Annotated in this window: 24 protein-coding genes; 2 read left to right on the top strand and 22 right to left on the bottom strand. The window is 65.1% G+C overall.

The window, feature by feature from the left end; all coding sequences use genetic code 11:
- The 5 genes from BDI24065_RS31815 to BDI24065_RS31795 form a co-directional block, all read right to left on the bottom strand.
- Positions 1–749: electron transfer flavoprotein subunit alpha/FixB family protein (locus BDI24065_RS31815; protein WP_175034548.1), on the bottom strand; the 749-nt coding region annotated here is incomplete at its 3' end.
- A 16-nt stretch (positions 750–765) separates the two neighbouring features.
- Positions 766–1,515, bottom strand: coding sequence for an electron transfer flavoprotein subunit beta/FixA family protein (locus BDI24065_RS31810; RefSeq protein WP_175034547.1), 750 nt, complete (start codon positions 1,513–1,515; stop codon positions 766–768).
- A 228-nt stretch (positions 1,516–1,743) separates the two neighbouring features.
- Positions 1,744–2,538: a MetQ/NlpA family ABC transporter substrate-binding protein gene (locus BDI24065_RS31805; RefSeq protein ID WP_047850524.1), complete on the bottom strand. Its 795-nt coding sequence runs from the start codon at positions 2,536–2,538 to the stop codon at positions 1,744–1,746.
- 33 nt (positions 2,539–2,571) lie between these two features.
- Entirely contained in the window at positions 2,572–3,225 is a 654-nt protein-coding gene (locus BDI24065_RS31800) for a methionine ABC transporter permease (protein ID WP_011351347.1), read from the bottom strand.
- The gene (locus BDI24065_RS31795; RefSeq protein ID WP_046545198.1) at positions 3,215–4,249 is read right to left on the bottom strand and encodes a methionine ABC transporter ATP-binding protein; all 1,035 of its coding nucleotides are present in this window, start codon (positions 4,247–4,249) and stop codon (positions 3,215–3,217) included. The genes BDI24065_RS31800 and BDI24065_RS31795 overlap by 11 nt, the downstream gene beginning before the upstream one ends.
- 219 nt (positions 4,250–4,468) lie before the next feature.
- Between BDI24065_RS31795 and BDI24065_RS31790 the strand changes: the two genes are divergently transcribed.
- Positions 4,469–5,389 carry an alpha/beta hydrolase gene (locus BDI24065_RS31790; protein ID WP_175034546.1) on the top strand — a complete coding sequence of 307 codons (921 nt, stop codon included), beginning with the start codon at positions 4,469–4,471 and terminating at the stop codon, positions 5,387–5,389.
- Between the two features lie 30 nt (positions 5,390–5,419).
- Here the strand turns inward: BDI24065_RS31790 and BDI24065_RS31785 are convergent, their stop codons facing one another.
- Positions 5,420–6,343 carry a histone deacetylase family protein gene (locus BDI24065_RS31785; RefSeq protein WP_175034545.1) on the bottom strand — a complete coding sequence of 308 codons (924 nt, stop codon included), beginning with the start codon at positions 6,341–6,343 and terminating at the stop codon, positions 5,420–5,422.
- A gap of 43 nt (positions 6,344–6,386) precedes the next feature.
- Between BDI24065_RS31785 and mltB the strand changes: the two genes are divergently transcribed.
- The gene (gene mltB / locus BDI24065_RS31780) at positions 6,387–7,736 is read left to right on the top strand and encodes a lytic murein transglycosylase B (protein ID WP_175034544.1); all 1,350 of its coding nucleotides are present in this window, start codon (positions 6,387–6,389) and stop codon (positions 7,734–7,736) included.
- Between the two features lie 78 nt (positions 7,737–7,814).
- On the opposite strand, the gene cysM is transcribed toward mltB, so the two are convergent.
- The 16 genes from cysM to gyrA form a co-directional block, all read right to left on the bottom strand.
- Entirely contained in the window at positions 7,815–8,717 is a 903-nt protein-coding gene (cysM, locus tag BDI24065_RS31775) for a cysteine synthase CysM (protein ID WP_011351342.1), read from the bottom strand.
- A gap of 214 nt (positions 8,718–8,931) precedes the next feature.
- On the bottom strand, positions 8,932–9,273 hold the full coding sequence (locus BDI24065_RS31770) for a ComEA family DNA-binding protein (protein ID WP_175034543.1): 342 nt from the start codon (positions 9,271–9,273) through the stop codon (positions 8,932–8,934).
- 74 nt (positions 9,274–9,347) lie between these two features.
- Positions 9,348–10,340, bottom strand: coding sequence for an ADP-glyceromanno-heptose 6-epimerase (rfaD, locus tag BDI24065_RS31765; protein WP_175034542.1), 993 nt, complete (start codon positions 10,338–10,340; stop codon positions 9,348–9,350).
- Positions 10,341–10,403: 63 nt separating this feature from the next.
- Positions 10,404–11,354 carry a D-glycero-beta-D-manno-heptose-7-phosphate kinase gene (gene rfaE1, locus BDI24065_RS31760; protein WP_175034541.1) on the bottom strand — a complete coding sequence of 317 codons (951 nt, stop codon included), beginning with the start codon at positions 11,352–11,354 and terminating at the stop codon, positions 10,404–10,406.
- 7 nt (positions 11,355–11,361) lie between these two features.
- Positions 11,362–12,762, bottom strand: coding sequence for a UDP-glucose dehydrogenase family protein (locus BDI24065_RS31755; RefSeq protein ID WP_175034540.1), 1,401 nt, complete (start codon positions 12,760–12,762; stop codon positions 11,362–11,364).
- Between the two features lie 90 nt (positions 12,763–12,852).
- Entirely contained in the window at positions 12,853–14,025 is a 1,173-nt protein-coding gene (lapB, locus tag BDI24065_RS31750; RefSeq protein ID WP_011351337.1) for a lipopolysaccharide assembly protein LapB, read from the bottom strand.
- A gap of 53 nt (positions 14,026–14,078) precedes the next feature.
- The gene (locus BDI24065_RS31745; protein WP_175034551.1) at positions 14,079–14,372 is read right to left on the bottom strand and encodes a lipopolysaccharide assembly protein LapA domain-containing protein; all 294 of its coding nucleotides are present in this window, start codon (positions 14,370–14,372) and stop codon (positions 14,079–14,081) included.
- 210 nt (positions 14,373–14,582) lie between these two features.
- Entirely contained in the window at positions 14,583–14,906 is a 324-nt protein-coding gene (locus BDI24065_RS31740) for an integration host factor subunit beta (protein WP_006486894.1), read from the bottom strand.
- Between the two features lie 22 nt (positions 14,907–14,928).
- Positions 14,929–16,641 (bottom strand): 30S ribosomal protein S1, encoded by a 1,713-nt coding sequence (rpsA, locus tag BDI24065_RS31735; RefSeq protein ID WP_011544885.1) that lies wholly within the window; start codon positions 16,639–16,641, stop codon positions 14,929–14,931.
- A gap of 141 nt (positions 16,642–16,782) precedes the next feature.
- Positions 16,783–17,469 (bottom strand): (d)CMP kinase, encoded by a 687-nt coding sequence (gene cmk / locus BDI24065_RS31730; protein ID WP_175034539.1) that lies wholly within the window; start codon positions 17,467–17,469, stop codon positions 16,783–16,785.
- A 13-nt stretch (positions 17,470–17,482) separates the two neighbouring features.
- Entirely contained in the window at positions 17,483–18,787 is a 1,305-nt protein-coding gene (aroA, locus tag BDI24065_RS31725; protein WP_175034538.1) for a 3-phosphoshikimate 1-carboxyvinyltransferase, read from the bottom strand.
- Positions 18,788–18,800: 13 nt separating this feature from the next.
- Positions 18,801–19,727, bottom strand: a complete 927-nt coding sequence (locus BDI24065_RS31720; RefSeq protein WP_175034537.1) for a prephenate dehydrogenase — start codon at positions 19,725–19,727, stop codon at positions 18,801–18,803.
- Between the two features lie 186 nt (positions 19,728–19,913).
- Positions 19,914–20,996, bottom strand: a complete 1,083-nt coding sequence (gene pheA / locus BDI24065_RS31715) for a prephenate dehydratase (RefSeq protein WP_175034536.1) — start codon at positions 20,994–20,996, stop codon at positions 19,914–19,916.
- Between the two features lie 33 nt (positions 20,997–21,029).
- Positions 21,030–22,112, bottom strand: coding sequence for a 3-phosphoserine/phosphohydroxythreonine transaminase (gene serC, locus BDI24065_RS31710; protein WP_175034535.1), 1,083 nt, complete (start codon positions 22,110–22,112; stop codon positions 21,030–21,032).
- 155 nt (positions 22,113–22,267) lie between these two features.
- Positions 22,268–22,867 carry a DUF2059 domain-containing protein gene (locus BDI24065_RS31705; RefSeq protein ID WP_011351329.1) on the bottom strand — a complete coding sequence of 200 codons (600 nt, stop codon included), beginning with the start codon at positions 22,865–22,867 and terminating at the stop codon, positions 22,268–22,270.
- Positions 22,868–22,950: 83 nt separating this feature from the next.
- Positions 22,951–25,554, bottom strand: a complete 2,604-nt coding sequence (gene gyrA, locus BDI24065_RS31700) for a DNA gyrase subunit A (RefSeq protein ID WP_175034534.1) — start codon at positions 25,552–25,554, stop codon at positions 22,951–22,953.
- Positions 25,555–25,600 lie beyond the last annotated feature (46 nt).

Raw genomic sequence — 25,600 nt, 5'->3', positions numbered from 1 at the left:
ACGATCTTGCCGGTCTGGCCGACCTGGTAGTCGTTCGGCACGTAGCCGGCGTCGACTGCCGCGCGCGATGCGCCCAGTGCCGCGCTCAGCTTGTCGGCCAGCGGCTCCAGCACCTTCGTGTAGTTCTCGCCGCTGCCCAGACCGCGGCCACCCGACACGATAATCTTCGCGCTGGTGAGCTCAGGACGGTCCAGCTTCGTCACTTCACGGCTGACGAACTGCGACTTGCCGGCATCGGCTGCCGCTTCGATCTTCTCGACCGACGCGCTGCCGCCTTCCGCTGCCACCGGATCGAAGCCCGTCGCGCGCACCGTGATCACCTTGATCGGATCGCCCGACTGCACCGTCGCGATCGCGTTGCCCGCGTAGATCGGGCGCTCGAACGTGTCGGCCGAATCGACCGCCGTGATGTCCGAGATCTGCGCGACGTCCAGCTTCGCGGCGATGCGCGGCGCGATGTTCTTGCCGTAGGCGGTAGCCGGCGCAAGGATGTGCGAGTAATCCTTCGCGATGTTCAGCGCGGTCGCTTCGACGTTTTCCGCGAGGCCGGCTTCGAGTTGCGGCGCGTCGGCCAGGAGTACCTTCGACACACCTGCGATCTTCGCTGCTGCGTCGGCTGCGCCTTGCGCGTTGTGGCCCGCGACCAGCACGTGAATGTCACCGCCGATCTTCGCTGCCGCCGCCACCGTGTTCAGCGTCGCGGCCTTGATCGACGCGTTGTCGTGTTCTGCAATCACCAGAATCGTCATTTCTTTCCGCTCCCTCTTACAGCACCTTGGCTTCGGTCTTCAGCTTCTCGACCAGCGTCTTCACGTCCGGCACCTTCACGCCGGCTGCGCGCTTCGGCGGCTCAACCACCTTCAGCGTCTTCAGACGCGGCGCGACGTCGACACCCAGGTCTTCCGGCTTCACGGTTTCCAGCGGCTTCTTCTTCGCCTTCATGATGTTCGGCAGCGTCACGTAGCGCGGCTCGTTCAGGCGCAGGTCGGTTGTGATCACGGCCGGCAGCGTCAGCGACAGCGTTTCCGCGCCGCCGTCGACTTCGCGTGCAACCGTTGCACGGCCGTCGGCGACCGTCACCTTCGATGCAAACGTCGCTTGCGGCAGGCCTGCCAGCGCAGCCAGCATCTGGCCCGTCTGGTTCGAATCGTCGTCGATTGCCTGCTTGCCGAGGATCACCAACTGCGGCTGCTCCTTGTCGACCAGCGCCTTCAGGATCTTCGCGACAGCCAGCGGCTCGACGCTGTCGTTCGACTCGACGAGGATCGCGCGATCCGCGCCAATCGCCAGCGCCGTACGCAGCGTTTCCTGCGCTTGCGCGACGCCTACCGACACGGCGATCACTTCGGTCGCCACGCCCGCTTCCTTCAGGCGCACCGCTTCTTCAACCGCGATTTCGTCGAACGGGTTCATCGACATCTTCACGTTCGCGATGTCGACACCCGTGTTGTCCGACTTCACGCGGACCTTCACGTTGTAATCGACCACTCTTTTCACTGGCACCAGGATTTTCATGCACACGCTCCAAAGTTACGAATACGACCAGAGGCCATTCTATAGCGAGGCCTCATGACTGCGCGGCCAAGCGGACCCAACCTTCGTGGTTGTCGAGGATACCGCTTCTTGGCGACGCGCCAATGATAGCGAACGGTCGTTCTATTTTAAAAGAGAAAAAACCCGGACGCAAAGCCCGGGTTTTCGATCATCGACTCTAATCTCGCCGGGCACCCCGTGCTTCGCCCGTTACCAGGCGGCAATGACCGCGCCGCCGAACTTGCCTTCGATGAACTGCTTCACTTCAGCCGAATGATAGGCCGCGACCAGTTTCGCGACCCAGGGCTTGTTCCGGTCCGCCTCGCGGATCGCCAGGATGTTCGCGTACGGGCCGTTCGGGCCCTCGATCGCGATCGCGTCCTGTTTCGGTTTCAACCCCGCTTCCATCGCGTAGTTGGTGTTGATCGCGGCCGCGTCGACGTCGCCGAGCGAGCGCGGAATCTGCGCCGCATCCAGTTCGACGATCTTCAGCTTGCGCGGATTGTCGACGATATCGAGCGGCGTCGCCTTCAGCCCCGCGTCCGCGCGCAGCTTCAGCAGGCCCTGCTTTTGCAGCAACAGCAGCGCACGGCCGCCGTTGGTCGGATCGTTCGGGACCGCGATGCGCGCGCCCGGCTTCAGTTCGGCCAGCGACTTCACGCGCTTCGAATAGATGCCCATCGGGAACGTGACGGTATCCGCGACCTTGATCAGTTTGTAGCCGCGATCCTTCACCTGCGCCTGCAGATACGGATCGTGCTGGTAGCTGTTCGCATCGAGGTCGCCCGACGCGAGCGCGGCGTTCGGCTGCACGTAATCGGAGAATTCGACGATGCGGATATCGAGGCCGCTCTTCGCCGCGACCTTCTTCACCGCTTCCATGATCTGCGCGTGCGGCCCGCCCGTCACGCCCACCTTGATGGTTTCGGCCTGGGCGTGCGCGCCCGCAAACAGCGCGGCCGCGCCGAGTGCCGCCGCGAATTTCAGCATGAAGCGTCGTTGCATCGTGTGTCCCCTAACGGATCGATCAGTCTTGTTTTACTTGTGGCTCAAGCGGCGGACGAGCCAGTCGCCGAACGACTGCACGATCTGCACGAACACGATCAGGATCGCGACCACCGTCCACATCACTTCCGGCAAATAGCGCTGGTAGCCGTAGCGGATCCCGAGATCGCCGAGGCCGCCACCGCCGATCGCACCCGCCATCGCCGAATAGCCGACCAGCGACACGAACGTGATCGTCAGGCCCGCGACGACGCCCGGCAGCGATTCGGGCAGCAGCACCTTGAAGACGATCTGCGACGTGGTCGCGCCCATCGATTGCGCAGCCTCGATCAGCCCGCGGTCGACTTCGCGCAACGCCGTCTCCACGAGACGCGCGATGAACGGCGCGGCCGCGAGCGTCAGCGGCACGACCGCCGCGGCCGTGCCGATCGACGAACCCGTGACGAGCCGCGTAAACGGGATTACCGCGACCAGCAGGATGATGAACGGCGTCGAGCGAACGGCATTCACGATGCCGCCGAGCACGCGGTTCACGGCGAGGTTCTGCAGCACGCCCTGGCGGTCGGTCAGGTAGAGCAGCACGCCGAGCGGCAGGCCGACGAGCGCGCCAACCACCCCGGAGATGCCGACCATGATCAGCGTCTCCCAGAACGACTGCACGAACATATCGAACATCTCACTCAACATACGAAAGCTCCTCTACCACCACACCTTGCTCGCGCAGGAACGCGAGTGCCTGCCCGACCTTGCCCGGCTCGCCGCCCGCGAGCACCGCGAGCGAACCGAACGCCTGCCCCTGGATCTCGTCGATCTGGCCGTGCAGGATGTTGAAATCGAGTTCGTACCGGCGGATCGTCTCCGACAGGATCGGCTGGTCGACACCCGAGCCCGTGAACGCGAGCCGCAGCAGATGCCCGCTGCCCGTCTTCAGCCGCTCGGCCACGCGCACTTTCAGTGCGGGCGGCAGTTCCTGTGCGATCACGTCGCCGATCAGCGCGCGCGTCACTTCGTGATGCGGCTGCAGGAACACGTCGATCACGCGGCCTTCCTCGACCACGCGCCCCGCATCGAGCACGGCAACGCGATCGCACACCTGCTTGATCACTTCCATCTGGTGCGTGATCAGCACGATCGTCAGGCCGAGTTCGCGGTTGATGCGCTTCAGCAGGTCGAGGATCGAACGCGTGGTCTCGGGATCGAGCGCGGACGTCGCTTCGTCCGACAGCAGCACCTTCGGCTGGCTCGCGAGCGCGCGTGCGATACCGACGCGCTGCTTCTGCCCGCCGCTGATCTGCGACGGATAGCGATCCTTCTGCGCGGACAGCCCGACGAGGTCGAGCAGCGGCAGCACGGCGGCCTCGATCTCGGCACGGCTTGCGCCGGCCAGCTCGAGCGGCAGCGCGACGTTGTCGAACACCGTGCGCGACGACAGCAGGTTGAAGTGCTGGAAGATCATGCCGATCTCGCGGCGCGCCTCGCGCAGCGCGCCAGCCGGCAGCAGCGTGAGATCGCGCCCGCCGACGACGACATTGCCTTCGGTCGGCCGCGTGAGCAGGTTGATGGTGCGCACGAGCGTGCTCTTGCCGGCGCCGCTTCGGCCGATGATGCCGAACACCTCACCCTGCGGGATCGTCAGGTTGATGTTGCGCAGCGCCTCGACCCAGCCACCCGGCCCGGGAAATCGCTGCGAAAGATTGCGTAATTCGATCATGTAAACAAAACGGCGGCCCGGCTGGCGAGTTGGCCCGCCAGTCGGCCGCCGATGCATCTGGAATAACCGACGATTTTACCGCAAACCCCTCATTCCCCTTAATAATCGATTTCGATCTTTTCATAACTGAACGAAATTAGAGGAGCGCCGCTGGCGCGCCGCGACGGTGCCGCGACTATGATCCGGAACACACATGCCAACCAACAGGGGACACGCCAGATGACCGCCACCACTACGCCGGCCGCCGCACCCGCTACCTCCGGACCGGCACCTTCGTCGTCGCCCGCGCCGACCATGGGCCGGCTGCGTACCGCGGACGGGCTCGAACTGGCGTCGTACCGCTGGTCAGCCGGCGACGGCACTGCGCCGGCGCGCGCGACGATCGCGCTCGTGCACGGCCTTGCCGAACACGCGGGCCGCTATGCCGCGCTCGCCGGCCGGCTGAATGCGGCCGGCATCGACGTGCTCGCGATCGACCTGCGCGGGCACGGCCAGTCACCCGGCAAGCGCGCCTGGGTCGAGCGCTTCGACGGCTACCTGAGCGATGCGGATGCGCTGGTCGCCGAAGCTGCGCGCGGCAATTTGCCGCTGTTCCTGATGGGGCACAGCATGGGTGGCGCGGTCGCGGCGCTGTACGCGATCGAACGCGCGCCGGCGCGCGGTCACGCGCTGACCGGCCTCGTGCTGTCGAGCCCGGCGCTCGCGCCGGGGCGCGACGTGCCGCGCTGGATGCTCGCGGTGAGCCGCGTCATCAGCCGCGTATGGCCGACTTTCCCCGCGATCAAGATCGATGCAGCGTTGCTGTCGCGCGATCCGGCCATCGTCGCGGCCAATCGCGCCGACCCGCTCGTGCATCACGGTGCGGTGCCCGCGCGCACCGGCGCGGAGATTCTCGACGCGATGGCACGCATCGAAAGCGGTCGCAGTGGGTTGCGCGTTCCGGTGCTCGTCTATCACGGCACCGAGGACAAGCTGACCGAGCCCGACGGCAGCCGGGCGTTCGGCGCGCGCGTCGGCTCGCCCGATCGCACGCTGACGCTATACGAAGGCGGCTTTCACGAAACGATGAACGATCTCGAACGCGACCGCGTGATCGACGCGCTGATCGCGTGGATCCACGCGCGCGTGCCGGCGCGCTGAGCACGCACGGCCCGGCCGGTCAATCGATAATCAGATGCCGGCCAGCACGCGCAGGTGTGCGACGACGCTGCGTCCGAGCGCGGACAGGTTGTAGCCGCCTTCGAGGCAGCTCACGATGCGGCCCTGCGCATGCCGGCGCGCCACGTCGACGATCTGCGCGGTCAGCCATTCGAAGTCGGCTTCGACGAGGCCGAGGTTGCCGATGTCGTCCTCGCGATGCGCATCGAAACCCGCCGACACGAACAGCATCTGCGGCTTGAACGCATCGAGGCGCGGCAGCCAGAACATGTCGACGGCTTCGCGGATCGCCATCCCGCTGCTGCGCGCGGGCATCGGCAGGTTGACCATGTTCGGCGCCTGGTGATCGACGCCCGAGAACGGGTATAGCGGATGCTGGAAGAAGCTGCACATCAGCACGCGCTCGTCGTTCGCGAACGCCGCCTCCGTACCGTTGCCATGGTGAACGTCGAAATCGATGATCGCGACACGCTCGAGACCGTGTACGTCGAGCGCATGCCGCGCGGCAATCGCGACGTTGTTGAAGAAGCAGAAACCCATCGCGCGCGCGGGCTCCGCATGGTGGCCGGGCGGGCGCACGCCGCAGAACGCATTCGCATAGCGGCCTTCGATCACCGCATCGGTCGCCGCGATCGCGGCACCGGCCGCGCGCAGCGCCGCGCGCCACGTATCGCGGTTCATCAGCGTATCGGGATCGATCTCGACGTAGCCGTCGACCGGCGTCATGCTCCGGATATAGTCGATGTGCGCCTGCGTATGCACCCGGCCCAGCGCGACCTCGCTCGCGAACGGTGCGGTTTCGTGCACGATCAGGTCATCGATGCGGCTCGCGATCAGTTGATCCTGGATCGCCGACAGGCGGGCCGGGCATTCCGGATGCCATTCCCCCATCTCGTGCAGCATGCAGTCGGGGTGCGTATAGAAAGCGGTTGCCATAAGCTGTCATCCACGGCGCACGGTGCGCCGCAGGTCTCCATCAATGATGTCCATCGTCTGCCGCGAATTCGCCGCTAACTTACCACAACGGGGCCCCGCCACGCCCCGGCGCGCCGGATCCGTCGGGTATACTGCGCCGAACCCAATCGCCCTGTCCGCCCGCTTCGACATGAATTCCAGCAAGCCTGCCGCCCTTCTCTCCGCGCTGTTCCGTGTTCGCGTGCCGCTCGTGGCGGCCGCTGTGGTCGCGGCCCTCGGCGCCGCGCCTGCCGGCGCGCAGACGCAACCCGCGAAGTCCGCGGGCAAGCTCGTCGCACAGGCTCAGCCGCAGCAGCCGACGCCGCAAGGCCAGACCTTCGAAGAGGAAATTGTTCCGCAGCGTTACGCGAACAACGCGAAGGTCGATGCGTTCATCGACGAGATGGTGAGCCGCAACGGCTTCGACTCCACGAGCCTGCACGCGCTGTTCTCGCGCATCAGCTATTCGGCGACGGCCGTCAAGCTCGTGAAGCCGGCCGCGTCGCCGACGGTCAAGAACTGGCGCGTCTATCGCTCGCGCTTCATCGAGCCGATCCGCATCAACGCGGGCGTGAAATTCTGGAAGGCGAACCAGGCAACGCTGCAGCGCGCCTCCGAGCAATTCGGCGTGCCGCCCGAGGTGATCGTCGGCATCATCGGCGTCGAGACGATCTACGGCCGCTACATGGGCAATTTCCGCGTGCTCGACGCGCTGACGACGCTCTCGTTCGATTATCCGGATACGCCGAATCGCGACAGCCGGCAGGCGACGTTCCGCAAGAACCTCGAGGATTTCCTGGTCTGGACGCGCGACAACCAGCTCGACCCGACCACCGTGCTCGGCTCGTATACGGGCGCGATCGGGATCCCGCAGTTCCTGCCGAGCAGCATCCGCGAATATGCGGTCGACTTCGACGGCACGGGCCATGTCGACCTGCGCAGCAGTCCTGTCGATGCGATCGGCAGCGTCGCGAACTACCTGAAGCAGCACGGCTGGGAAACCGACCGCCCGGTAGTCTGGCAGATCACGCCCGATACGGGCAGCCTGGGAATTGCACAGGCCGCCGCCGACGGCCAGCCCGAACCGCACTGGGCGCTGTCGCAACTGCTGCGCGCGGGCATGACGCTGAACGAGCCGACGGTCAACATCACGACCGAAGCCGGTACGCCCGTGACGGTGGTCGACCTGCCGTCGCCGGGACGTGCGACCGAATACATGCTCGGACTCAAGAATTTCTACGTGCTGACGCGCTACAACCGCAGCTTCTTCTACGCGCTGACCGTGTACCAGCTTGGCGAGGCCGTGAAGGCACAGATGGAAGCGAGCGGCGCACTTCAGCCGAGCGCCACCGAAACGCAAACTCAGTCGCAGTAAGCTCCGCCTGCCCAAAGAAAAAGCGCCGCACAAGCGGCGCTTTTTTATTACATGCGCGCGGCGCGCGCGTGCCCGCGTTCAGGCAGGAAACACGCCCGTGGACAGGTAGCGGTCGCCACGATCGCAGACGATGAACACGATCGTCGCATTCTCGACCTGACGCGCGATGCGCATCGCGACTTCGCACGCGCCGCCCGACGAAATGCCCGCGAAGATGCCTTCGACCGACGCGAGCCGGCGCGCCATCGTTTCCGCCGCGGCCTGGCTCACGTTCTCGACGCGGTCGACGCGGCTACGATCGAAGATGGTCGGCATGTATGCCTCCGGCCACTTGCGGATGCCCGGAATGCGCGAACCGTCTTCCGGCTGCGCCCCGACGATCTCGATCGCCGGATTCTGTTCCTTCAGATAGTGCGACGTGCCCATGATCGTACCCGTCGTGCCCATGGCCGACACGAAGTGCGTAATGCGCCCTTCGGTATCGCGCCAGATTTCCGGGCCCGTCGCTTCGTAGTGCGCAATCGGATTGTCCGGGTTGGCGAACTGGTCGAGGATCACGCCCTTGCCTTCGCGCTGCATCTGGTCCGCGAGATCACGTGCCAGCTCCATCCCGCCCTTCACCGGCGTCAGGATGATTTCGGCACCGTAGGCAGCCATGCTCTGGCGGCGCTCGACCGACAGGTCCTCCGGCATGATCAGCACCATCTTGTAGCCGCGGATCGCCGCTGCCATCGCGAGCGCAATGCCCGTGTTGCCGCTCGTCGCCTCGATCAGCGTATCGCCCGGCTTGATGCGCCCGCGCGCTTCGGCCTTGCTGATCATCGATAGTGCCGGACGATCCTTCACGGAACCGGCCGGATTGTTGCCTTCGAGTTTCGCGAGCACCACGTTGTTGCGCGCGCGAATTTCGTCGTCCGGCAAGCGGACCAGTTGGACGAGCGGCGTATTGCCGATCGTGTCTTCGATAGTTTTGTAAGCCATGGATATACCGTGAGTACGAGGCCGATCAATCAATCGATTGTAAACCAGCACCGCTGCTCGCGCCGGCAACCCCATTGCGACGATGGAATACGCGTGCCGTGGACACGCGTGGCCGCCGCATACGCGTGTCCACGCAAAAAACCCGCGGCATGCCGCGGGAAGCCGTCGCAATGACGGCGACTGAAGGAGCTCTTTGTCGGTCGCGCGCGACGCGTTACTTCTGCGCGGTGCGGGCAGGTGGGGCCGCGGGCTTGCCGGCCGGCTTGCCCGCGGCCGGCAGCGCGGCACCCGTGCCGGCCGCGCCTATCGTCAAACCTTCCTGCTGAAGCCGCCCGACGGTATGGCCGCCCATGCCTTTCACGCGCGATGCGAGATCTTCCGCATTCCTGAACGGACCGCGTGCACCGCGTTCGTCGAGAATCGCCTTCGCCCGTGCCGGGCCGATGCCCTTGATGCCGACGAGCGCATCCTCGTTCGCGGTGTTGACGTCAACGGCCGCCCAGGCCGACGCGATCATGCCGAGCATTGCCGCTGCGGCCAACCATTTCCTGATCATGTGCTGGATCTCCGATGAAAAACGGCCGGCGGCTGCCGACCGTGAGACCCAGTCTATCGATGCAACGCTTCCGCTTAAACCTGGCCGGATAGCCAACGCACATAACGGTCGACGCCTTCCTGTACGGTCAGGAACGGTGCGTCGTAGCCGGCCGCGCGCAGCTTCGTCTGGTCGGCCTGCGTGAAGCACTGGTACTTGCCGCGCAACGCATCGGGAAACGGCACGTATTCGATCAGCCCCTGCTCGACCTGCTGCGCGAGCGTCAGCGGCGGCTGGTTGCCGAGCGCACGCAGCGTATTCACGACCGTCGACGCGATATCGTTGAACGGCTGCGCACGGCCCGTACCGAGGTTGAAGATGCCCGACTTCTCCGGATGATCGAAGAAGAACAGGTTCACTTTCGTCACGTCCTCGACCGACACGAAGTCGCGCGTCTGCTCGCCCGGCGCATAGCCGTTGTACTCACCGAACAGCTTCACCTTGCCTTCCGCGCGGAACTGGTTGAAGTTGTGGAAAGCGACCGACGCCATGCGCCCCTTGTGCGTCTCGCGCGGGCCGTACACGTTGAAGTAGCGGAAGCCGGCGATCTGGCTCTTCGCGGTCGGCAGCACGCGACGGATCACCTGGTCGAACAGGAACTTCGAATAGCCGTAGATGTTCAGCGGCGCCTCGACCTCGCGCTCCTCGACGAACCGCGTCGATCCACCGTAGGTCGCGGCCGACGATGCGTACAGGAACTGCGTGCCCTGCGCGAGGCAGGCGTCGAGCACCGCACGGCTGTAGCGGAAGTTGTTGTCCATCATGTAGCGACCGTCGGTTTCCATCGTGTCCGAACAGGCGCCTTCGTGGAATATCGCGCGGACCTTGCCGAAATCGCCGCGTGCGAAACGCTCGACGAATTCCGTCTTGTCCAGATAGTCGTCGATCTCGCAATCGACGAGATTCCGGAACTTGTCCGCGCGCGTCAGGTTGTCGACCGCGATGATGCGCGTCTCGCCGCGCTCGTTGAGCGCCTTGACGATGTTCGCGCCGATAAAACCGGCTGCGCCGGTGACGATGAGGGTCATGATCGTCCTGCCTGAAAAGTGCGAGCCATGTGTGCGGCGCGCTCGTCGCGCCGCTGCATGCGCTCAGTGAAACAGTTCGTCGTAATCCACGGTGGCCGTGCCCAGCTTGCCGACCACGATGCCTGCCGCGCGATTCGCAAGCACGACGGCGTCGACGAGCGGCACGCCCGCGCCGAGCATCGTCGCGACCGTCGCGATCACGGTATCGCCCGCGCCCGACACGTCGAACACCTCGCGCGCGAGCGCCGGTGCGTGCAGTTCGCCGGTGGCGGTAAAGAGCGTCATCCCTTCTTCCGAACGCGTGAGCAGCAGCGCGTCGATGCCGAGTTCCGCGCGCAGCTTGGCGACGCGCGCGCGCAGATCGTCTTCCGACTTCCACTGCCCGACCACTTCGCGTAATTCCGCGCGATTCGGCGTGATCAGCGACGCGCCGCGATAGCGTGCCCAGTCGTCGCCCTTCGGGTCGACGAGGACGGACTTGCCGGCCGCACGCGCCTTCTCGATCATCGTCGTGACGTGCGTCAGGCCGCCTTTCGCGTAATCCGACATCAGCACGACGTCGTGCTGCGGCAGCAGCGAATCGAAGCGAGCGAGCCCCGCGAGCAACACCTCGTGCGTCGGCATGGCCTCGAAATCGACGCGCAGCAGTTGCTGCTGGCGCGCGAGCACGCGCAGCTTGATCGTGGTCGGCAGCGCCGGGTCGCGCTCGAGATGCGGCGTCACGCCGCTGCTGCCGAGCAGCTCGACGATCCGCTCGCCGGGTTCATCGCAACCGACGACGCACAGCAACCCGGCCTGGCCGCCGAGCGTCACGGCGTTGCGCGCGACGTTGGCTGCACCGCCGAGGCGCTCTTCCTGACGCTGCACGTGCACGACCGGCACCGGCGCTTCAGGCGAAATGCGATCGACGTTGCCGAACCAGTAACGATCGAGCATCACGTCGCCGACGACAAGCACGCGCGAGCGCGCGAGCTGCTCGCGCGGCACCGGAACGACTTCGCGAAGAGTATTCATCGTGTGGTCAGCCACGGGTGGACGACTGGGGATCGACATACGGCCGGCCGATCGCGTAGTAGTCGATGCCCAGTTCGGCCATCGCGTCCGGCTCGTACAGGTTGCGCCCGTCGAAGATCACCGGCGCCTTCAGTTCGGCCTTCAGGCGCGTGAAATCGGGGCTCCGGAATTCCTTCCACTCGGTCACGATCACGAGCGCGTCCGCGCCCGTCACGGCGATGTCCTGCGTCTCGACCAGATGCAGCCGCGCCAGCGTGTCCGGATCGGTGCCGAAATCGAGCGCAAACACGCGCCGTGCCTCGTCGACCGCGACCGGATCGTACGCGCGGACGGTCGCGCCGCGTTCGAGCAGCGCGGCGATCAGGCGGCGGCTCGGCGCCTCGCGCATGTCGTCGGTGTTCGGCTTGAACGCCAGGCCCCACACCGCGAACTCGCGGCCGGTCAGGTCGGCGCCGAAGCGCTGCTCGATCTTGCCGATCAGCACGTCCTTCTGTGCATGGTTGGCCGCCTCGACGGCCTCCAGGATGCGCAGCGGCTGGCCATTTTCGCTGGCCGTGCGAATCAGCGCCTGAACGTCCTTCGGGAAGCACGAGCCACCGTAGCCGACGCCGGCGTACAGGAAGTGATAGCCGATGCGCGGATCGGAGCCGATCCCGCGGCGCACGGCCTCGATGTCGGCGCCGACCTTGTCGGCGAGATTCGACATCTCGTTCATGAACGAGATGCGCGTTGCAAGCATCGCGTTCGCTGCATATTTCGCGAATTCGGCCGAACGCACGTCCATGTAGATGGTGCGCTCGTGGTTGCGGTTGAACGGCGCGTAAAGCTTCTTCATCTTCTCGCGCGCGATCGTGCCCGTCTCGTCGTCATCGACGCCGATGATGATCCGGTCCGGACGCATGAAGTCTTCGACCGCGGCGCCCTCTTTCAGGAACTCCGGGTTCGACACGACCGAGAAGCAGTGCGCGACGCTGCCCGCCAGCCCGCGGGCGGCGAGCGCCTCATCGACCACACCGCGCACGCGCTGCGCGGTGCCGACCGGCACGGTCGACTTGTCGACGATCACCTTGAAGCCCGTCATGTGGCGGCCGATGTTGCGCGCGGCTTCGAGCACGTACTGCAGGTCGGCCGAGCCGTCCTCGTCGGGCGGCGTGCCGACGGCGATGAACTGGATCTCGCCGTGCGCGACGCTCGCCTCGATATCGGTCGAGAAGCGCAGGCGCCCGGCCGCGCGGTTGCGCGCGATGATGTCCAGCAGCCCCGGTTCGTGAATCGGCATCCCGCCGTTGTTCAGGATGTCGATCTTGCGCGGATCGACGTCGAGACAGAAGACGTCGTGACCGATCTCCGCGAGGCAGGCGCCCGTGACGAGACCGACATAGCCGGTGCCGATGATGGTGATTTTCATAGATGTTCCGGTACTTCCCGGTAATTGACTAACTTGGCCGCCGGGACGAGCCCGACGGCAACCGCAGCGCGTTGGCTCCGCGTGCCGGGATCAGCCCGGCATCGCAGGTTCGACGCGGCGAGGCGCATAGGTTTCCCAGCCGCTGCATCCAGGGCACTGCCAATAGAAGAGCCGTGCCCGGAAACCGCAATTCTGGCACGTATACCGTGGCAGGTTCTTCGTGCGCTGCTTGATCAGCGCACGCATCATTTCAAGTTCCTTACGACGCGGTTCGTCGGCCGCCGCGATTTGCGCATCGAGCAGATGCAGCATCCCCGACAGGTTCGGCGACTTCTCCATCTGCGTGCGCGCGAGCGTGTGCGCCGCGTCCTGGCCACGCAACCCCGCGATGTGCTGGTACGCGATGTCGAGCAGGTCGTTCGACGGATAGCGGTCGATATACCCCATCAGCAGCTCGGCGCCTTCGGCGTTCTTGCCGAGCGCGACATATGCCTTCATCAGCTTGTCGGCGACGAGCGGCAGATACGCCGGATTCTGCGCTTCGACGCGCTTCCAGTGCTCGATCGCGGCCGCGTGGTTGCCCTCGGCTTCCGCCGCGTCGCCGGACAGGACCGTCGCGCGAACGTTCTGCGGGTTCACGGTCAGCGCCAGGCGCAATTGTTCGGCGGCCGCTGCCGCGTTCTTGCGCTGCAGCGCGTCCTGCGCGAGTTCGCAGTGAAATTGGGCAATTTCGACGCCGAGCGGCTTGTCGCTCATCGACTCGATGCGCTTCGCCGTATCGATCGACTTGTTCCAGTCCTTCTCGATCTCGTAGATCGTCAGCAGCGCCCGCTGCGCGCCGAGCGCGTAATCGCCGTCGGCGAGCTTGTGAAACGCCTCCTCCGCACGATCGAGCAGGCCGGCTTTCAGGAAATCCTGGCCAAGCTCGTACAGTGCGTGGTCGCGTTCGTTGACCGGCAGGTCCGTTCGGCTCAGCAGGTTCTGGTGCACGCGGATCGCACGGTCGGTTTCGCCGCGGCGGCGGAACAGGTTGCCGAGCGCGAAGTGCAGCTCGACCGTCTCGGGATCGAGCTTGGCGACCTCGATGAACGCGTCGATCGCCTTGTCGGGTTGTTCGTTTAACAGAAAATTCAGGCCGCGAAAATACGATCGCGGCAGGTTGGCACTCTCCGACAGGAGATTCTTCAGGTCATAACGTGACGCCGCCCAACCGAGCGCGAACGCGACCGGAATCGCGAGCAACCACCAGAAATCCAGATCCATGCGAAATATCGAAGCAGAGACGAAAACCGCGCGATTATCGCGCGGCGTCGGTGTTAAATGACGGGCGGCATCGGCGGCTGGTCGATGACGGCCGGCGTTTCGCGCGCCGCACGCAGATCGCGCTTCAGGCGCCCGTTCTCGAGACGCAGGCGGAAGATCGAAGGCAGCCCGGACAGCAAGCCGGCCAGCAGCCCCACGGCGAAGAACGCCAGGCCGATCAGGATCAGCGGCGCTTGCCATGAATAGCCGGCAACGAAATTCAGCGTCGCGGTTTGCGTATTGGCCAGCGCAAGCACAAGCAGCAGCACGAACACCAATACCCGGATCAGCCAGACGATAAACTTCATGAAGCCCTCTCTTTGTTGAGGTTTGCCGCGGCGCGCGACTCCCCTTCGTCGCACCGAATCGACCCGTATTGTAAAGGATGCGTTTCCGCGGCTGCGCACATCCTGCGCGCACCCGTTGCGCGGCGACCGCCGGAAATGAAAAAAGCGCCCGCAAGGGGCGCTTTTCTTTTCAGCCTTCGCCGGATGGGTTCCGGGCAAACCGGATGACGCTCAACGCTCGTCGTCCGGATCGTCAGCCTTCAGCGGTTCACCGGCACGGCCGTCGACGCGTTCCCGCAATTCCTTGCCAGGCTTGAAGTGCGGCACGAACTTCTCGGGCACCTGCACTTTCTCCCCCGACTTCGGGTTGCGGCCGACGCGCGCCGGGCGACGGTTGAGACCAAAGCTGCCGAAACCCCGAATTTCAATGCGATGCCCTTTCGCCAGGGCGTCGGACATCGCATCGAGCATCGTTTTCACCGCGAAATCCGCATCCTTGAGGACAAGTTGCGGAAATCGCGATGCCAGCTGCGCGACCAACTCGGATTTGGTCATACTTCAGCAGACCTCGTGAGGCTTACTGGTTCTGGCCGTCGAGCTTCGCCTTCAGCAGCGCGCCGAGGTTGGTCGTACCGGTCGCAGCAGCGCTGGAGTCCGACTGCAGGCCGCGGATCGCTTCCTGTTGTTCAGCCGAATCCTTCGCCTTGATCGACAGGTTGATGCCGCGCGACTTGCGATCGATGTTGATCACCATCGCGTTGACCTTGTCGCCTTCCTTCAGCACGTTGCGTGCATCTTCGACGCGATCCTGCGAGATTTCCGACGCACGCAGGTAGCCTTCGATGTCGCCCGTCAGCGTAACGACTGCACCCTTCGCATCGACCGTCTTCACGACGCCGTCGACGATCGAGCCCTTGTCGTTCATTGCAACGTAGTTGCTGAACGGGTCGCCTTCGAGCTGCTTGATGCCGAGCGAAATACGTTCCTTCTCGACGTCGATACCGAGCACGATTGCTTCGACTTCGTCGCCCTTCTTGTACTTGCGAACAGCTTCTTCGCCAGCTTCGCTCCACGACAGGTCCGACAGGTGGACCAGGCCGTCGATGCCGCCCGGCAGACCGATGAACACGCCGAAGTCGGTGATCGACTTGATTGCGCCCGTGATCTTGTCGCCCTTCTTGAAGTTGCGGCTGAAGTCATCCCACGGATTCGGCTTGCACTGCTTCATGCCGAGGCTGATACGACGACGGTCTTCGTCGATCTCGAGGACCATGACTTCGACTTCGTCGCCCAGCTGGACAACCTTCGACGGAGCAACGTTCTTGTTGGTCCAGTCCATTTCCGACACGTGGACGAGGCCTTCGATGCCCGATTCCACTTCGACGAATGCGCCGTAGTCGGTGATGTTCGTGACCTTGCCGAACAGGCGCGTGCCCGACGGGTAACGGCGCGAGATGCCTTCCCACGGATCGTCGCCCAGTTGCTTGATGCCCAGCGAGACGCGGTTCTTCTCTTGGTCGAACTTGAGGATCTTCGCGGTGACTTCCTGGCCAACCGACAGGACTTCGCTCGGGTGACGCACACGACGCCATGCGATGTCGGTGATGTGCAGCAGGCCGTCGATGCCGCCGAGGTCGACGAACGCGCCGTAGTCGGTGATGTTCTTGACCACGCCGTTGACGATCGCGCCTTCCTTCAGCGTCTCGAGCAGCTTCGCGCGCTCTTCGCCTTGGGTTGCTTCGATCACTGCACGACGCGACAGCACGACGTTGTTACGCTTGCGATCGAGCTTGATCACGCGGAACTCGAGCGTCTTGCCTTCGTACGGGGTCGTGTCCTTGACCGGACGCGTGTCGACCAGCGAACCCGGCAGGAACGCGCGGATGCCGTTGACCATCACGGTCATGCCGCCCTTCACCTTGCCGGTGATCGTGCCGGTGACGAGTTCGTTGTTGTCGAGAGCCTTTTCCAGCGACAGCCACGATGCAAGGCGCTTCGCCTTGTCGCGCGACAGGATCGTGTCGCCATAGCCGTTTTCGAGTGCGTCGATTGCGACGGACACGAAATCGCCCGACTGCACCTCAACCTCGCCCTGATCGTTCAGGAATTCCTCGATCGGAATGTAAGCCTCGGACTTCAGGCCTGCATTGACGACCACGAAGTTGTGGTCGACGCGCACGACTTCGGCGGAAATCACTTCGCCGGCGCGCATGTCTTGGCGGGTCAGCGACTCTTCGAACAGAGCCGCGAAAGATTCAGTATTCGGGGTAGAGGTTTGCAGGTCGGACATAAAAATCTGATTGTGCATGGATCGCTGTGCCACGCCGGCCGGAATGGCAGGCTGAAAGGGCCAGATCGAGGTCCACACGGGGTTAAGGGTTCGAAACACGCTCCGCACTTCCGCGCGGAGCACCTACCGCTACCCGCCTTCTCAGGCGGGCTGGCCGAGCGCCCGGTACCACTGCAGCACCTGGTCGACGGCTTCATCGACCGAAAGCGCCGACGTATCGAGCAGCTTGGCATCTGCCGCAGGCTTCAGCGGCGCGGCCGCGCGATTGCTGTCGCGCGCGTCACGCTCACGAAGATCCCGGAGCAAGTCATCTATATTAGCAGAAAAACCTTTTTGCATCAATTGCTTATGCCGTCTGGTCGCGCGCGCCTCGGCGCTGGCCGTCAGAAACACCTTCAGCACGGCGTCCGGGAAGATCACGGTGCCCATGTCGCGCCCGTCTGCAACCAGGCCCGGCGTCTTGCGGAACGCGCGCTGGCGCGCGACGAGCGCGATGCGCACCGGCCCGTGCACGGCAATCGCCGATGCACGGTTGCCGACCGCTTCGGCGCGGATGTCGTTCGATACATCGACGCCGTCGAGCTGCGCGCAGCCTTCGCGGAACGTGATGTGGAGATCGTCGACCAGCTTCACCAGTGCGTCGATGTCCTCCGCGTCGATGCCGTAGCGCACGCTCGCGAGCGCGGCGAGCCGGTACAGCGCGCCGCTGTCGAGCAGGTGGAAGCCAAGGTGCGCAGCGACGAGCGCGGCGACGGTGCCCTTGCCGGAAGCGGTCGGGCCGTCGATCGTGATGACGGGGGTCGGGTGAAAGGGTCGGGTCGATTTCATCGGAACAGTCGGGTCAGGCCTTGGCGAGCGCGGCGAAGCGGTCGAAATAGTCGGGGAACGTCTTGCCGACGCACTTCGGATCGTTGATGCGCACGGGCACGCCGCCCAGGCTGACGAGCGAGAAGCACATCGCCATCCGGTGATCGTCGTACGTATCGATCGCCGCGTTCGGCGTGAGCCTTTCCGGCGGCGTGACGACGAGATAGTCGGGGCCTTCCTCGACGATCGCACCGACCTTGCGCAGCTCGGTCGCCATCGCCGCGATGCGGTCGGTTTCCTTCACGCGCCAGCTCGCGATGTTGCGCAGCGTGCTCGTGCCGTTCGCGAACAGCGCCGCGACCGCAATGGTCATCGCCGCGTCGGGGATCAGGTTGAAGTCCATGTCGATCGGCTCGAGCTTGCCGTGGTCGTGGCCGATGCCGCGCACGTCGATCCAGTCGTCGCCCATCGTCACGTTCGCACCCATCTGCATCAGCGCGTTCGCGAAGCCGACATCGCCCTGGATGCTCGCGCGCCCCACGCCCTCGACGCGCAGCGGGCCGCCGCCGAGCGCGCCGGCCGCGAGGAAGTACGATGCGGACGACGCGTCGCCCTCGACCATGATCCGCCCGGGCGAGCGGTAGCGAACACCGGCCGGCACCACGAAACGCTGCCAGCCGTCGCGCTCGACGGTCACGCCGAAGCGCTCCATCAGACGGATCGTGATGTCGATGTACGGCTTCGAGATCAGTTCGCCGTCGACTTCGACGACAGTCTTGCCGTCCTTCGCCTTCACGAGCGGCAGCGTCATCAGCAGCGCCGTGAGGAACTGGCTCGACACGTCGCCACGCACGCGGATCGGCGCGTCGACCGAAATCGACGCGGGCCTGATCCGCAGCGGCGGGTAACCTTCGTTCAGTTCGTAGTCGATCTGCGCACCGATCTGCCGCAGGCCGTCGACGAGATCGCCGATCGGCCGCTCGTGCATGCGCGGCACGCCGTGCACGCGATAGTCGCCGCCGTTCACCGCAAGCGCGGCAGTCAGCGGCCGCACGGCCGTGCCCGCGTTGCCGAGGAACAGGTCGGCCGTCTTCGCGGTGAATGCGCCGCGCGTGCCCGTCACGACGCAGGTGTCGCCGTCGCGCGCGAGCTTCACGCCGAGCTTGCCGAGTGCATCGAGCATCACGCGCGTGTCGTCGGAGTCGAGCAGGTTGGTAATCGTCGTTTCGCCTTCGGCAAGCGCCGCGAGCAGCAGCACGCGGTTCGAAATGCTCTTCGAGCCGGGCAGGCGCACGGTGCCCGATGCGCTGGAGTACGGGCCGAGATCGAGATAGTCCATGGGAATCGTCCTGTTATTTCTTGACCGGTTCGGCAGCGGGTGTGCCGCCGCGCTCCTGCCATGCCTTGCGCGCGGCGCGCGAGCGCGTGAACACGGCTTCGAGTGCCGCGCCGTCGCCGGCGTCGATTGCCGCGCGCAGCCGTGTGAGCACGCGCGTGTAGCCGTCGAGTTCGTCGAGCAGCGCCGCGCGGTTCGCCACGCACACGTCGCGCCACATCTCCGGGCTCGACGCCGCGATGCGCGTGAAATCGCGGAAGCCGCCCGCCGCGTACGAGAATTTCAGTTCCGCGTCGGCCTCGCCGAGGATCTGCTCGACGAGCGCGAACGACAGCACGTGCGGCAGATGGCTGATCGACGCAAACACGCGATCGTGCTGCTCCGTGCTCATCGTGCGCACGTCGGCGCCGGTCGCGCGCCACATCGCGTCGATCCGGGCGACGGATTCGGGTGCGTTCTCCGGCAACGGGCACAGCACGACGTTGCGGCCGACATACAGATCCGGCAATGCGGCTTCGACGCCGCTCGACTCGCGACCGGCGATCGGATGCCCCGGCACGAACTGCGCGATCCGCGCGCCGAGCGCGTCCCGCGCAGCCGCGACGACATCGGACTTGGTGCTGCCCGCGTCGGTGACGATCGTCGCCGCTTCAAGCCACGGCGCGATGCGCGCGAGCAACGGGCCCGTTTGCGCGACGGGCGCGGCCAGCAGCACGAGATCGGCGCCAGCCAGCGCATCGCGCAGTTGCGCGTCGTCGTCGAGCGCCGCCGCGCGGTCGATCACGCCGAGCGCGAGCGCGCGCTCGACCGAAGTACGCGAACGCCCCACGCCGACAACCTCGCCCGCGCTGCCCGGCGCGCGCTCGCGCAGCGCGCGGGCCAGCGATCCGCCGATCAGGCCGACGCCGAAGATGACCAGTTTGTTGAATGCAAAGCCTGACACGACAAGAGCCAAGTTACGCGCGCGGGACGACGCCCCGCACGCGGAATTCCAGATTCCGGGCAACGGGCCCGCATGCAGCACAACCTGCGCCGCATGCCGCCCGAACCCGCCTTCGGCAGCGCCGACCGGCCTGCCCTGCCCGCCTGGCCTCGACGCCTGCGCGAACAGGCGAAGGGCCCCCGCGCATCAGCGTGCGCGCGGATACGAACCGAGTATCTTCAGGAACGCAGCCTTCTGGCCGAGTTCCGCGAGCGCGGCTGCCACCGACGCATCGTCCCGGTGCCCTTCGATGTCGATGTAGAAGTAGTACTCCCACGTGCCGACGCGCGCCGGGCGCGACTCGAAGCGCGTCATCGACACGCCGTGCCGCGCGAGCGGCTCGAGCAGCTTGAACACGGCACCCGGCTCGTTCTTTACCGACACGATCAGCGACGTCTGGTCGTGACCGCTTTGCCCGGCCGGCTGCTTGCCGATGATGACGAAGCGCGTGCGGTTGTGCGGATCGTCCTGGATCAGCGAGAACGCGATCTGCAAGCCGTAGTGCGCGGCCGCGCGGTCGCCCGCGATCGCCGCGACGGTCGGATCGGCCGCCGCGAGACGCGCGGCCTCCGCGTTGCTCGCGACCGCCTGCCGCTCGAGCTGCGGTGCATTCGCCGCGAGCCACTGCTGGCATTGCGCAAGCGCCTGCGCATGCGCGCAAACGCGCTTCACGCCGTCGAGCGTGCCGCTCTGCGTCAACAGGTTGTGATGAATCGGCAGCGCAAGCTCGCCGCTGATCAGCAGTTGCGTCTGCAGCAGCAGGTCGAGCGTGCGCGACACGGCACCTTCGGCCGAGTTCTCGACCGGCGCGATGCCGAACGCGGACGCGCCGGCCTCGACCGAGCGGAACACCTCGTCGATCGACGGACACGGCAGCCCCTCGATCGACTGGCCGAAATACTCGAGCATCGCCTGCTCGCTGTACGTGCCGACCGGCCCGAGGAACGCGACGTGGATCGTCTGCTCGAGCGCGCGGCTCGCGGCCATGATCTCGCGCCAGATGGCGCTGATGTGCTCGCTCGCGAGCGGCCCCGCACTCATGTCCTGCAGCCGCGCGATCACTTGCAGCTCGCGCTCCGGCCGGAACACCGGCGCGTTGAAATGCTTCTTGACCTCGCCCACTTCCAGCGCCACCGCGGCGCGCTGGTTCAGGAGCGCGATCAGCTGCGCGTCGATCGCATCGATGCGATCGCGCAGCGGTTTCAGGCGGGAATTCAGTTCGTCGTCCATGCGTTTTGCCGTGCTGTTTGAACAGCGCCGCCGTCAGGCGCCGCGCTGCTCGAAGTCCTTCATGTACTCGACGAGCGCTTTCACGCCCTCGAGCGGCACCGCGTTGTAGATCGACGCCCGCATGCCGCCGACGGACTTGTGGCCCTTCAGCTGCAGCAGCCCGCGCGCCTTTGCGCCGGCAAGGAAGTCTTCGTTGCGCGTTTCGTCGGCCAGGAAAAACGGCACGTTCATCCGCGAACGTGCTGCCGGCTCGACCTTGTTCAGATAGAAACTGCTCGCATCGATCGTGTCGTAGAGCAGCTTCGCCTTTTCGATATTGCGGGCCTCGATCGCTTCGAGACCACCCTGCCGCTTCAGCCACTGGAATACCAGGCCAGCGATGTAGATCGCGTAGGTGGGCGGCGTGTTGTACAGCGAGTTGTTCGCGGCGATGGTCTTCCATTCGAACGCGGACGGGCAGATCGACAGTGCACGGTCGAGCAGATCCTCGCGCACGATCACGAGCGTCACGCCGGCCATCCCGATGTTCTTCTGCGCGCCGCCGAACAGCACGCCGTACTTCGCGACGTCCATCGGACGCGACAGGATGTGCGACGAGACATCCGCGACCAGCGGCACGTCACCGAGATCGGGAATCTCGAACGTCTCGACGCCGTCGATCGTCTCGTTGGTGCACAGATGCACGTAGGCCGGATCGTCCGACAGCTGCCATTCGGCGCGCGCGGGCGCACGCGTGAAGCCGTCTTCCGTCTTGCCGGTTGCGGCGAGATGCGGCGTGCCGTATTTCTTCGCTTCGTTGAACGACTTCTGCGACCACGAGCCCGTGACGACGAAGTCGGCCGTTTTGCGCGACCCGAGCAGGTTCATCGGCACGATCGCATTTTCCGCGATACCGCCGCCCTGCAGGAACAGGATCCGGTGGCTGGCCGGCACGCCGAGCAGGTCGCGCAGGTCGGTCAGCGCGGCCTCGTGGATCGACATGAATTCCTTGCCGCGATGGCTCATCTCCATCACGCTCATGCCGCTGCCGTGCCAGTCGAGCATTTCATCGGCAGCTTGCCGCAGCACTTCCTCGGGCATCGCCGCAGGGCCGGCGGAGAAATTAAAGACGCGCATCGTGAAAACCTCGGAGGGACGCGACCGGCTCGCCGCCGGCAGAACGCGCCAGAAAAGAAATGGCCGCTTGCGCTCGCGCGCAAACGGCCATTATCGCACTGTCGTCAGGCTCCCGCCAAACCCGGCCGAACGGCCGGGGGCGTGCCCGGACGGCTTTACTTGCCCGGCTTGACTGCTGCGACTTCCTTGTCAGCCTGCGTGCGCGTTGCCTGGATAGCTTGCGGCATGTACTTCTGCATCAGGCCGTTGACCACGTCGCGGCCGACCTGATCCTGAACCTGGATGAACTTGCGGCCCGTCGGGCTCTTGTAGAACGTCGTCAGATCCTTGATCTCCGACGTGCTGTAGTACTTCGCATATGCGTCGTACTGAGCCGACATCGCGTCGTTCTGGAACTGTTGCGTACCGAACACCTTGCCTGCGCCGTCAACCAGCTTCGGCACCGCGTTCTTCTGCAGCGTCGGAACGGCAGCTTGCTTCTGCTTGTCGTTCAGCGTCTTGTTTTCCGACAGCGCGTCCGACAGGATCGCCGGGACGAGTTGCTTGGCCTGCATTTCGGCGCTGTTGCCGATTGCCGACACGAGCTTCGGCGCGTCGATCGCGTCGAGCAGATCCTTGATCGCTGCCTTCTTGTCGGCGTCGATCGGCGCAGCTGCCGCCGGAGCTGCCGGTGCGGAATTCGACAGCGCTTGCGCCATCGCGAACGTCGGCACCAGTGCAGCCAGCAGAACCAGTTGCTTGAATTGCTTTTGCATCATCACTCCCTTTTGGAAATATGAATGGTTGCTCGCCGGCCGCGGCGCTTCGCGCCCGCGGCGGCTAGAGTCTCATCCGTTCTTCAGGCTTCGCCGTCCGACGCCTCGTCGGCCTCGCCATCACCCTCCTCGGCCTCCGCGATCTGCTGCAGGCCAGAGAGCTTGGTACCCTCATCGAGACTGATGAGTGTAACACCTTGCGTGGCACGCCCCATCTCGCGAATCTCCGAGACACGGGTGCGAATCAGCACGCCGGCCGTCGTGATCAACATGATCTGATCTTCGGCATCGACCAGCGTTGCAGCCACGACCTTGCCGTTGCGCTCGGACGTCTGGATCGCGATCATACCCTTCGTGCCGCGGCCGTGACGCGTGTACTCGGTGATCGGCGTGCGCTTGCCGTAGCCGTTCTCGGTCGCGGTGAGCACCGTCTGCTCCTCGCTGCCGGCGACCAGCAGCGCGATGACCTGCTGCCCGTCCTCGAGCTGCATGCCGCGCACGCCACGTGCCTCACGACCCATCGGACGCACGTCGTTCTCGTCGAAGCGCACGGCCTTGCCGGAGTCGGAGAACAGCATCACGTCGTGGGCGCCGTCGGTGATCGACGCGCCGATCAGGTAGTCGCCGTCGTCGAGGCCGACCGCGATGATGCCCTTCTTCATCGGACGGCTGAATGCCTCGAGCGGCGTCTTCTTCACGGTGCCGAGCGACGTCGCCATGAAGATGAACTTGTCGGCCGAGAATTCCTTGACCGGCAGCACGACGTTGATCTTCTCGCCTTCCTGCAGCGGGAACATGTTGACGATCGGGCGGCCGCGCGAGTTGCGCGAGCCCTGCGGCACTTCATAGACCTTGACCCAGTACACGCGGCCGCGGTTCGAGAAGCACAGGATGTAGTCGTGCGTGTTCGCGATGAACAGCGTCTCGATCCAGTCGTCTTCCTTCATCTGCGTCGCCTGCTTGCCGCGACCGCCGCGCTTCTGCGCACGGTATTCGGACAGCGGCTGCGACTTCACGTAGCCCGCATGCGACATCGTGACGACCATGTCCTGCGGCGTGATCAGGTCTTCGGTGTTCAGCTCGGTCGCGTTCAGCTCGATCTTCGAGCGGCGCGCGTCGCCGAATTCGGCCTTCACCGAGGTCAGTTCCTCGCCGATCATCGTCGTGATCCGCTCGGGGCGCGCGAGGATGTCCAGCAGGTCGGCGATCTGCGCCATCACTTCGCGGTACTCGCCGATGATCTTGTCCTGCTCGAGGCCGGTCAGGCGCTGCAGACGCATCTGCAGGATTTCCTGGGCCTGCGTGTCGGACAGGCGGTACAGCCCGTCGCTCTGCATGCCGAACGCCGGGTTCAGGCCTTCCGGGCGGTACGCGGAACGGCCGCCGGCCGCCGCGTTCTCGCTCTCGGCGCGCGTAAGCATTTCGCGCACGAGCGACGAATCCCACGGCTTCGCCATCAACTCCGCCTTCGCGATCGGCGGCGTCGGCGCGGCCTTGATGATCGCGATGAACTCGTCGATGTTCGCGAGCGCGACCGCGAGACCTTCGAGCACGTGGCCGCGTTCGCGGGCCTTGCGCAGTTCGTAGATCGTGCGGCGCGTCAGCACTTCGCGTCGATGCGACAGGAAGCACTGCAGGATTTCCTTCAGGTTCAGCAGCTTCGGCTGGCCGTCGACGAGCGCGACCATGTTCATGCCGAACGTATCCTGGAGCTGCGTCGCCTTGTACAGGTTGTTCAGCACCACTTCCGGCACTTCACCGCGCTTGAGCTCGATCACGACACGCATGCCGCTCTTGTCGGACTCGTCGCGGATGTCGGAGATGCCTTCGAGCTTCTTCTCGTTGACGAGCTCGGCGATCCGCTCGAGCAGCGAGCGCTTGTTCACCTGGTACGGCAGCTCGTCGACGATGATCGCCATCCGCTGGCCGCGGTCGATCTCCTCGAAGTGCGTGGCGGCGCGCATCACGACGCGGCCACGGCCGGTGCGATAGCCGTCGCGCACGCCGGCGACGCCGTAGATGATGCCGGCCGTCGGGAAATCCGGCGCCGGGATGATCTCGATCAGCTCGTCGATCGTCGCTTCCGGGTTGCCGAGCAGGTGCTGGCACGCGTCGACGACTTCGTTCAGGTTGTGCGGCGGGATGTTGGTCGCCATGCCGACCGCAATACCCGACGAGCCGTTGATCAGCAGGTTCGGGATGCGCGACGGCAGGACCGACGGCTGCATTTCGTTGCCGTCGTAGTTCGGCTCGAAATCGACCGTTTCCTTGTCGATGTCGGCGAGCAGTTCGTGACCGATCTTCGCCATGCGAATTTCGGTGTAACGCATCGCCGCGGCATTGTCGCCGTCGATCGAGCCGAAGTTGCCCTGCCCGTCGATCAGCATGTAGCGCAGCGAGAAGTCCTGCGCCATCCGCACGATCGTGTCGTAGACCGCGGTATCGCCGTGAGGGTGGTACTTACCGATCACGTCACCGACGATACGCGCCGACTTCTTGTACGCACGGTTCCAGTCGTTGTTCAGTTCGTGCATCGCGAACAACACGCGCCGGTGCACGGGCTTCAGGCCATCGCGGACATCCGGGAGGGCACGTCCGACGATCACGCTCATCGCGTAATCGAGATACGAACGGCGCATTTCCTCCTCTAGGGAGGTGGGCAGGGTCTCTTTGGCGAATTGATCCATGTATCCGTATCGTTTCGGAGCGAAGACGGCGAACGCCTTTCGCGTG

Source organism: Burkholderia lata (assembly GCF_902499025.1).
In the GTDB taxonomy this organism is placed as follows: Bacteria; Pseudomonadota; Gammaproteobacteria; order Burkholderiales; family Burkholderiaceae; genus Burkholderia; species Burkholderia lata_C.
The sequence above is the reverse complement of the archived record's forward strand: the minus strand, read 5'-3'. Positions and strand labels throughout refer to the sequence as shown.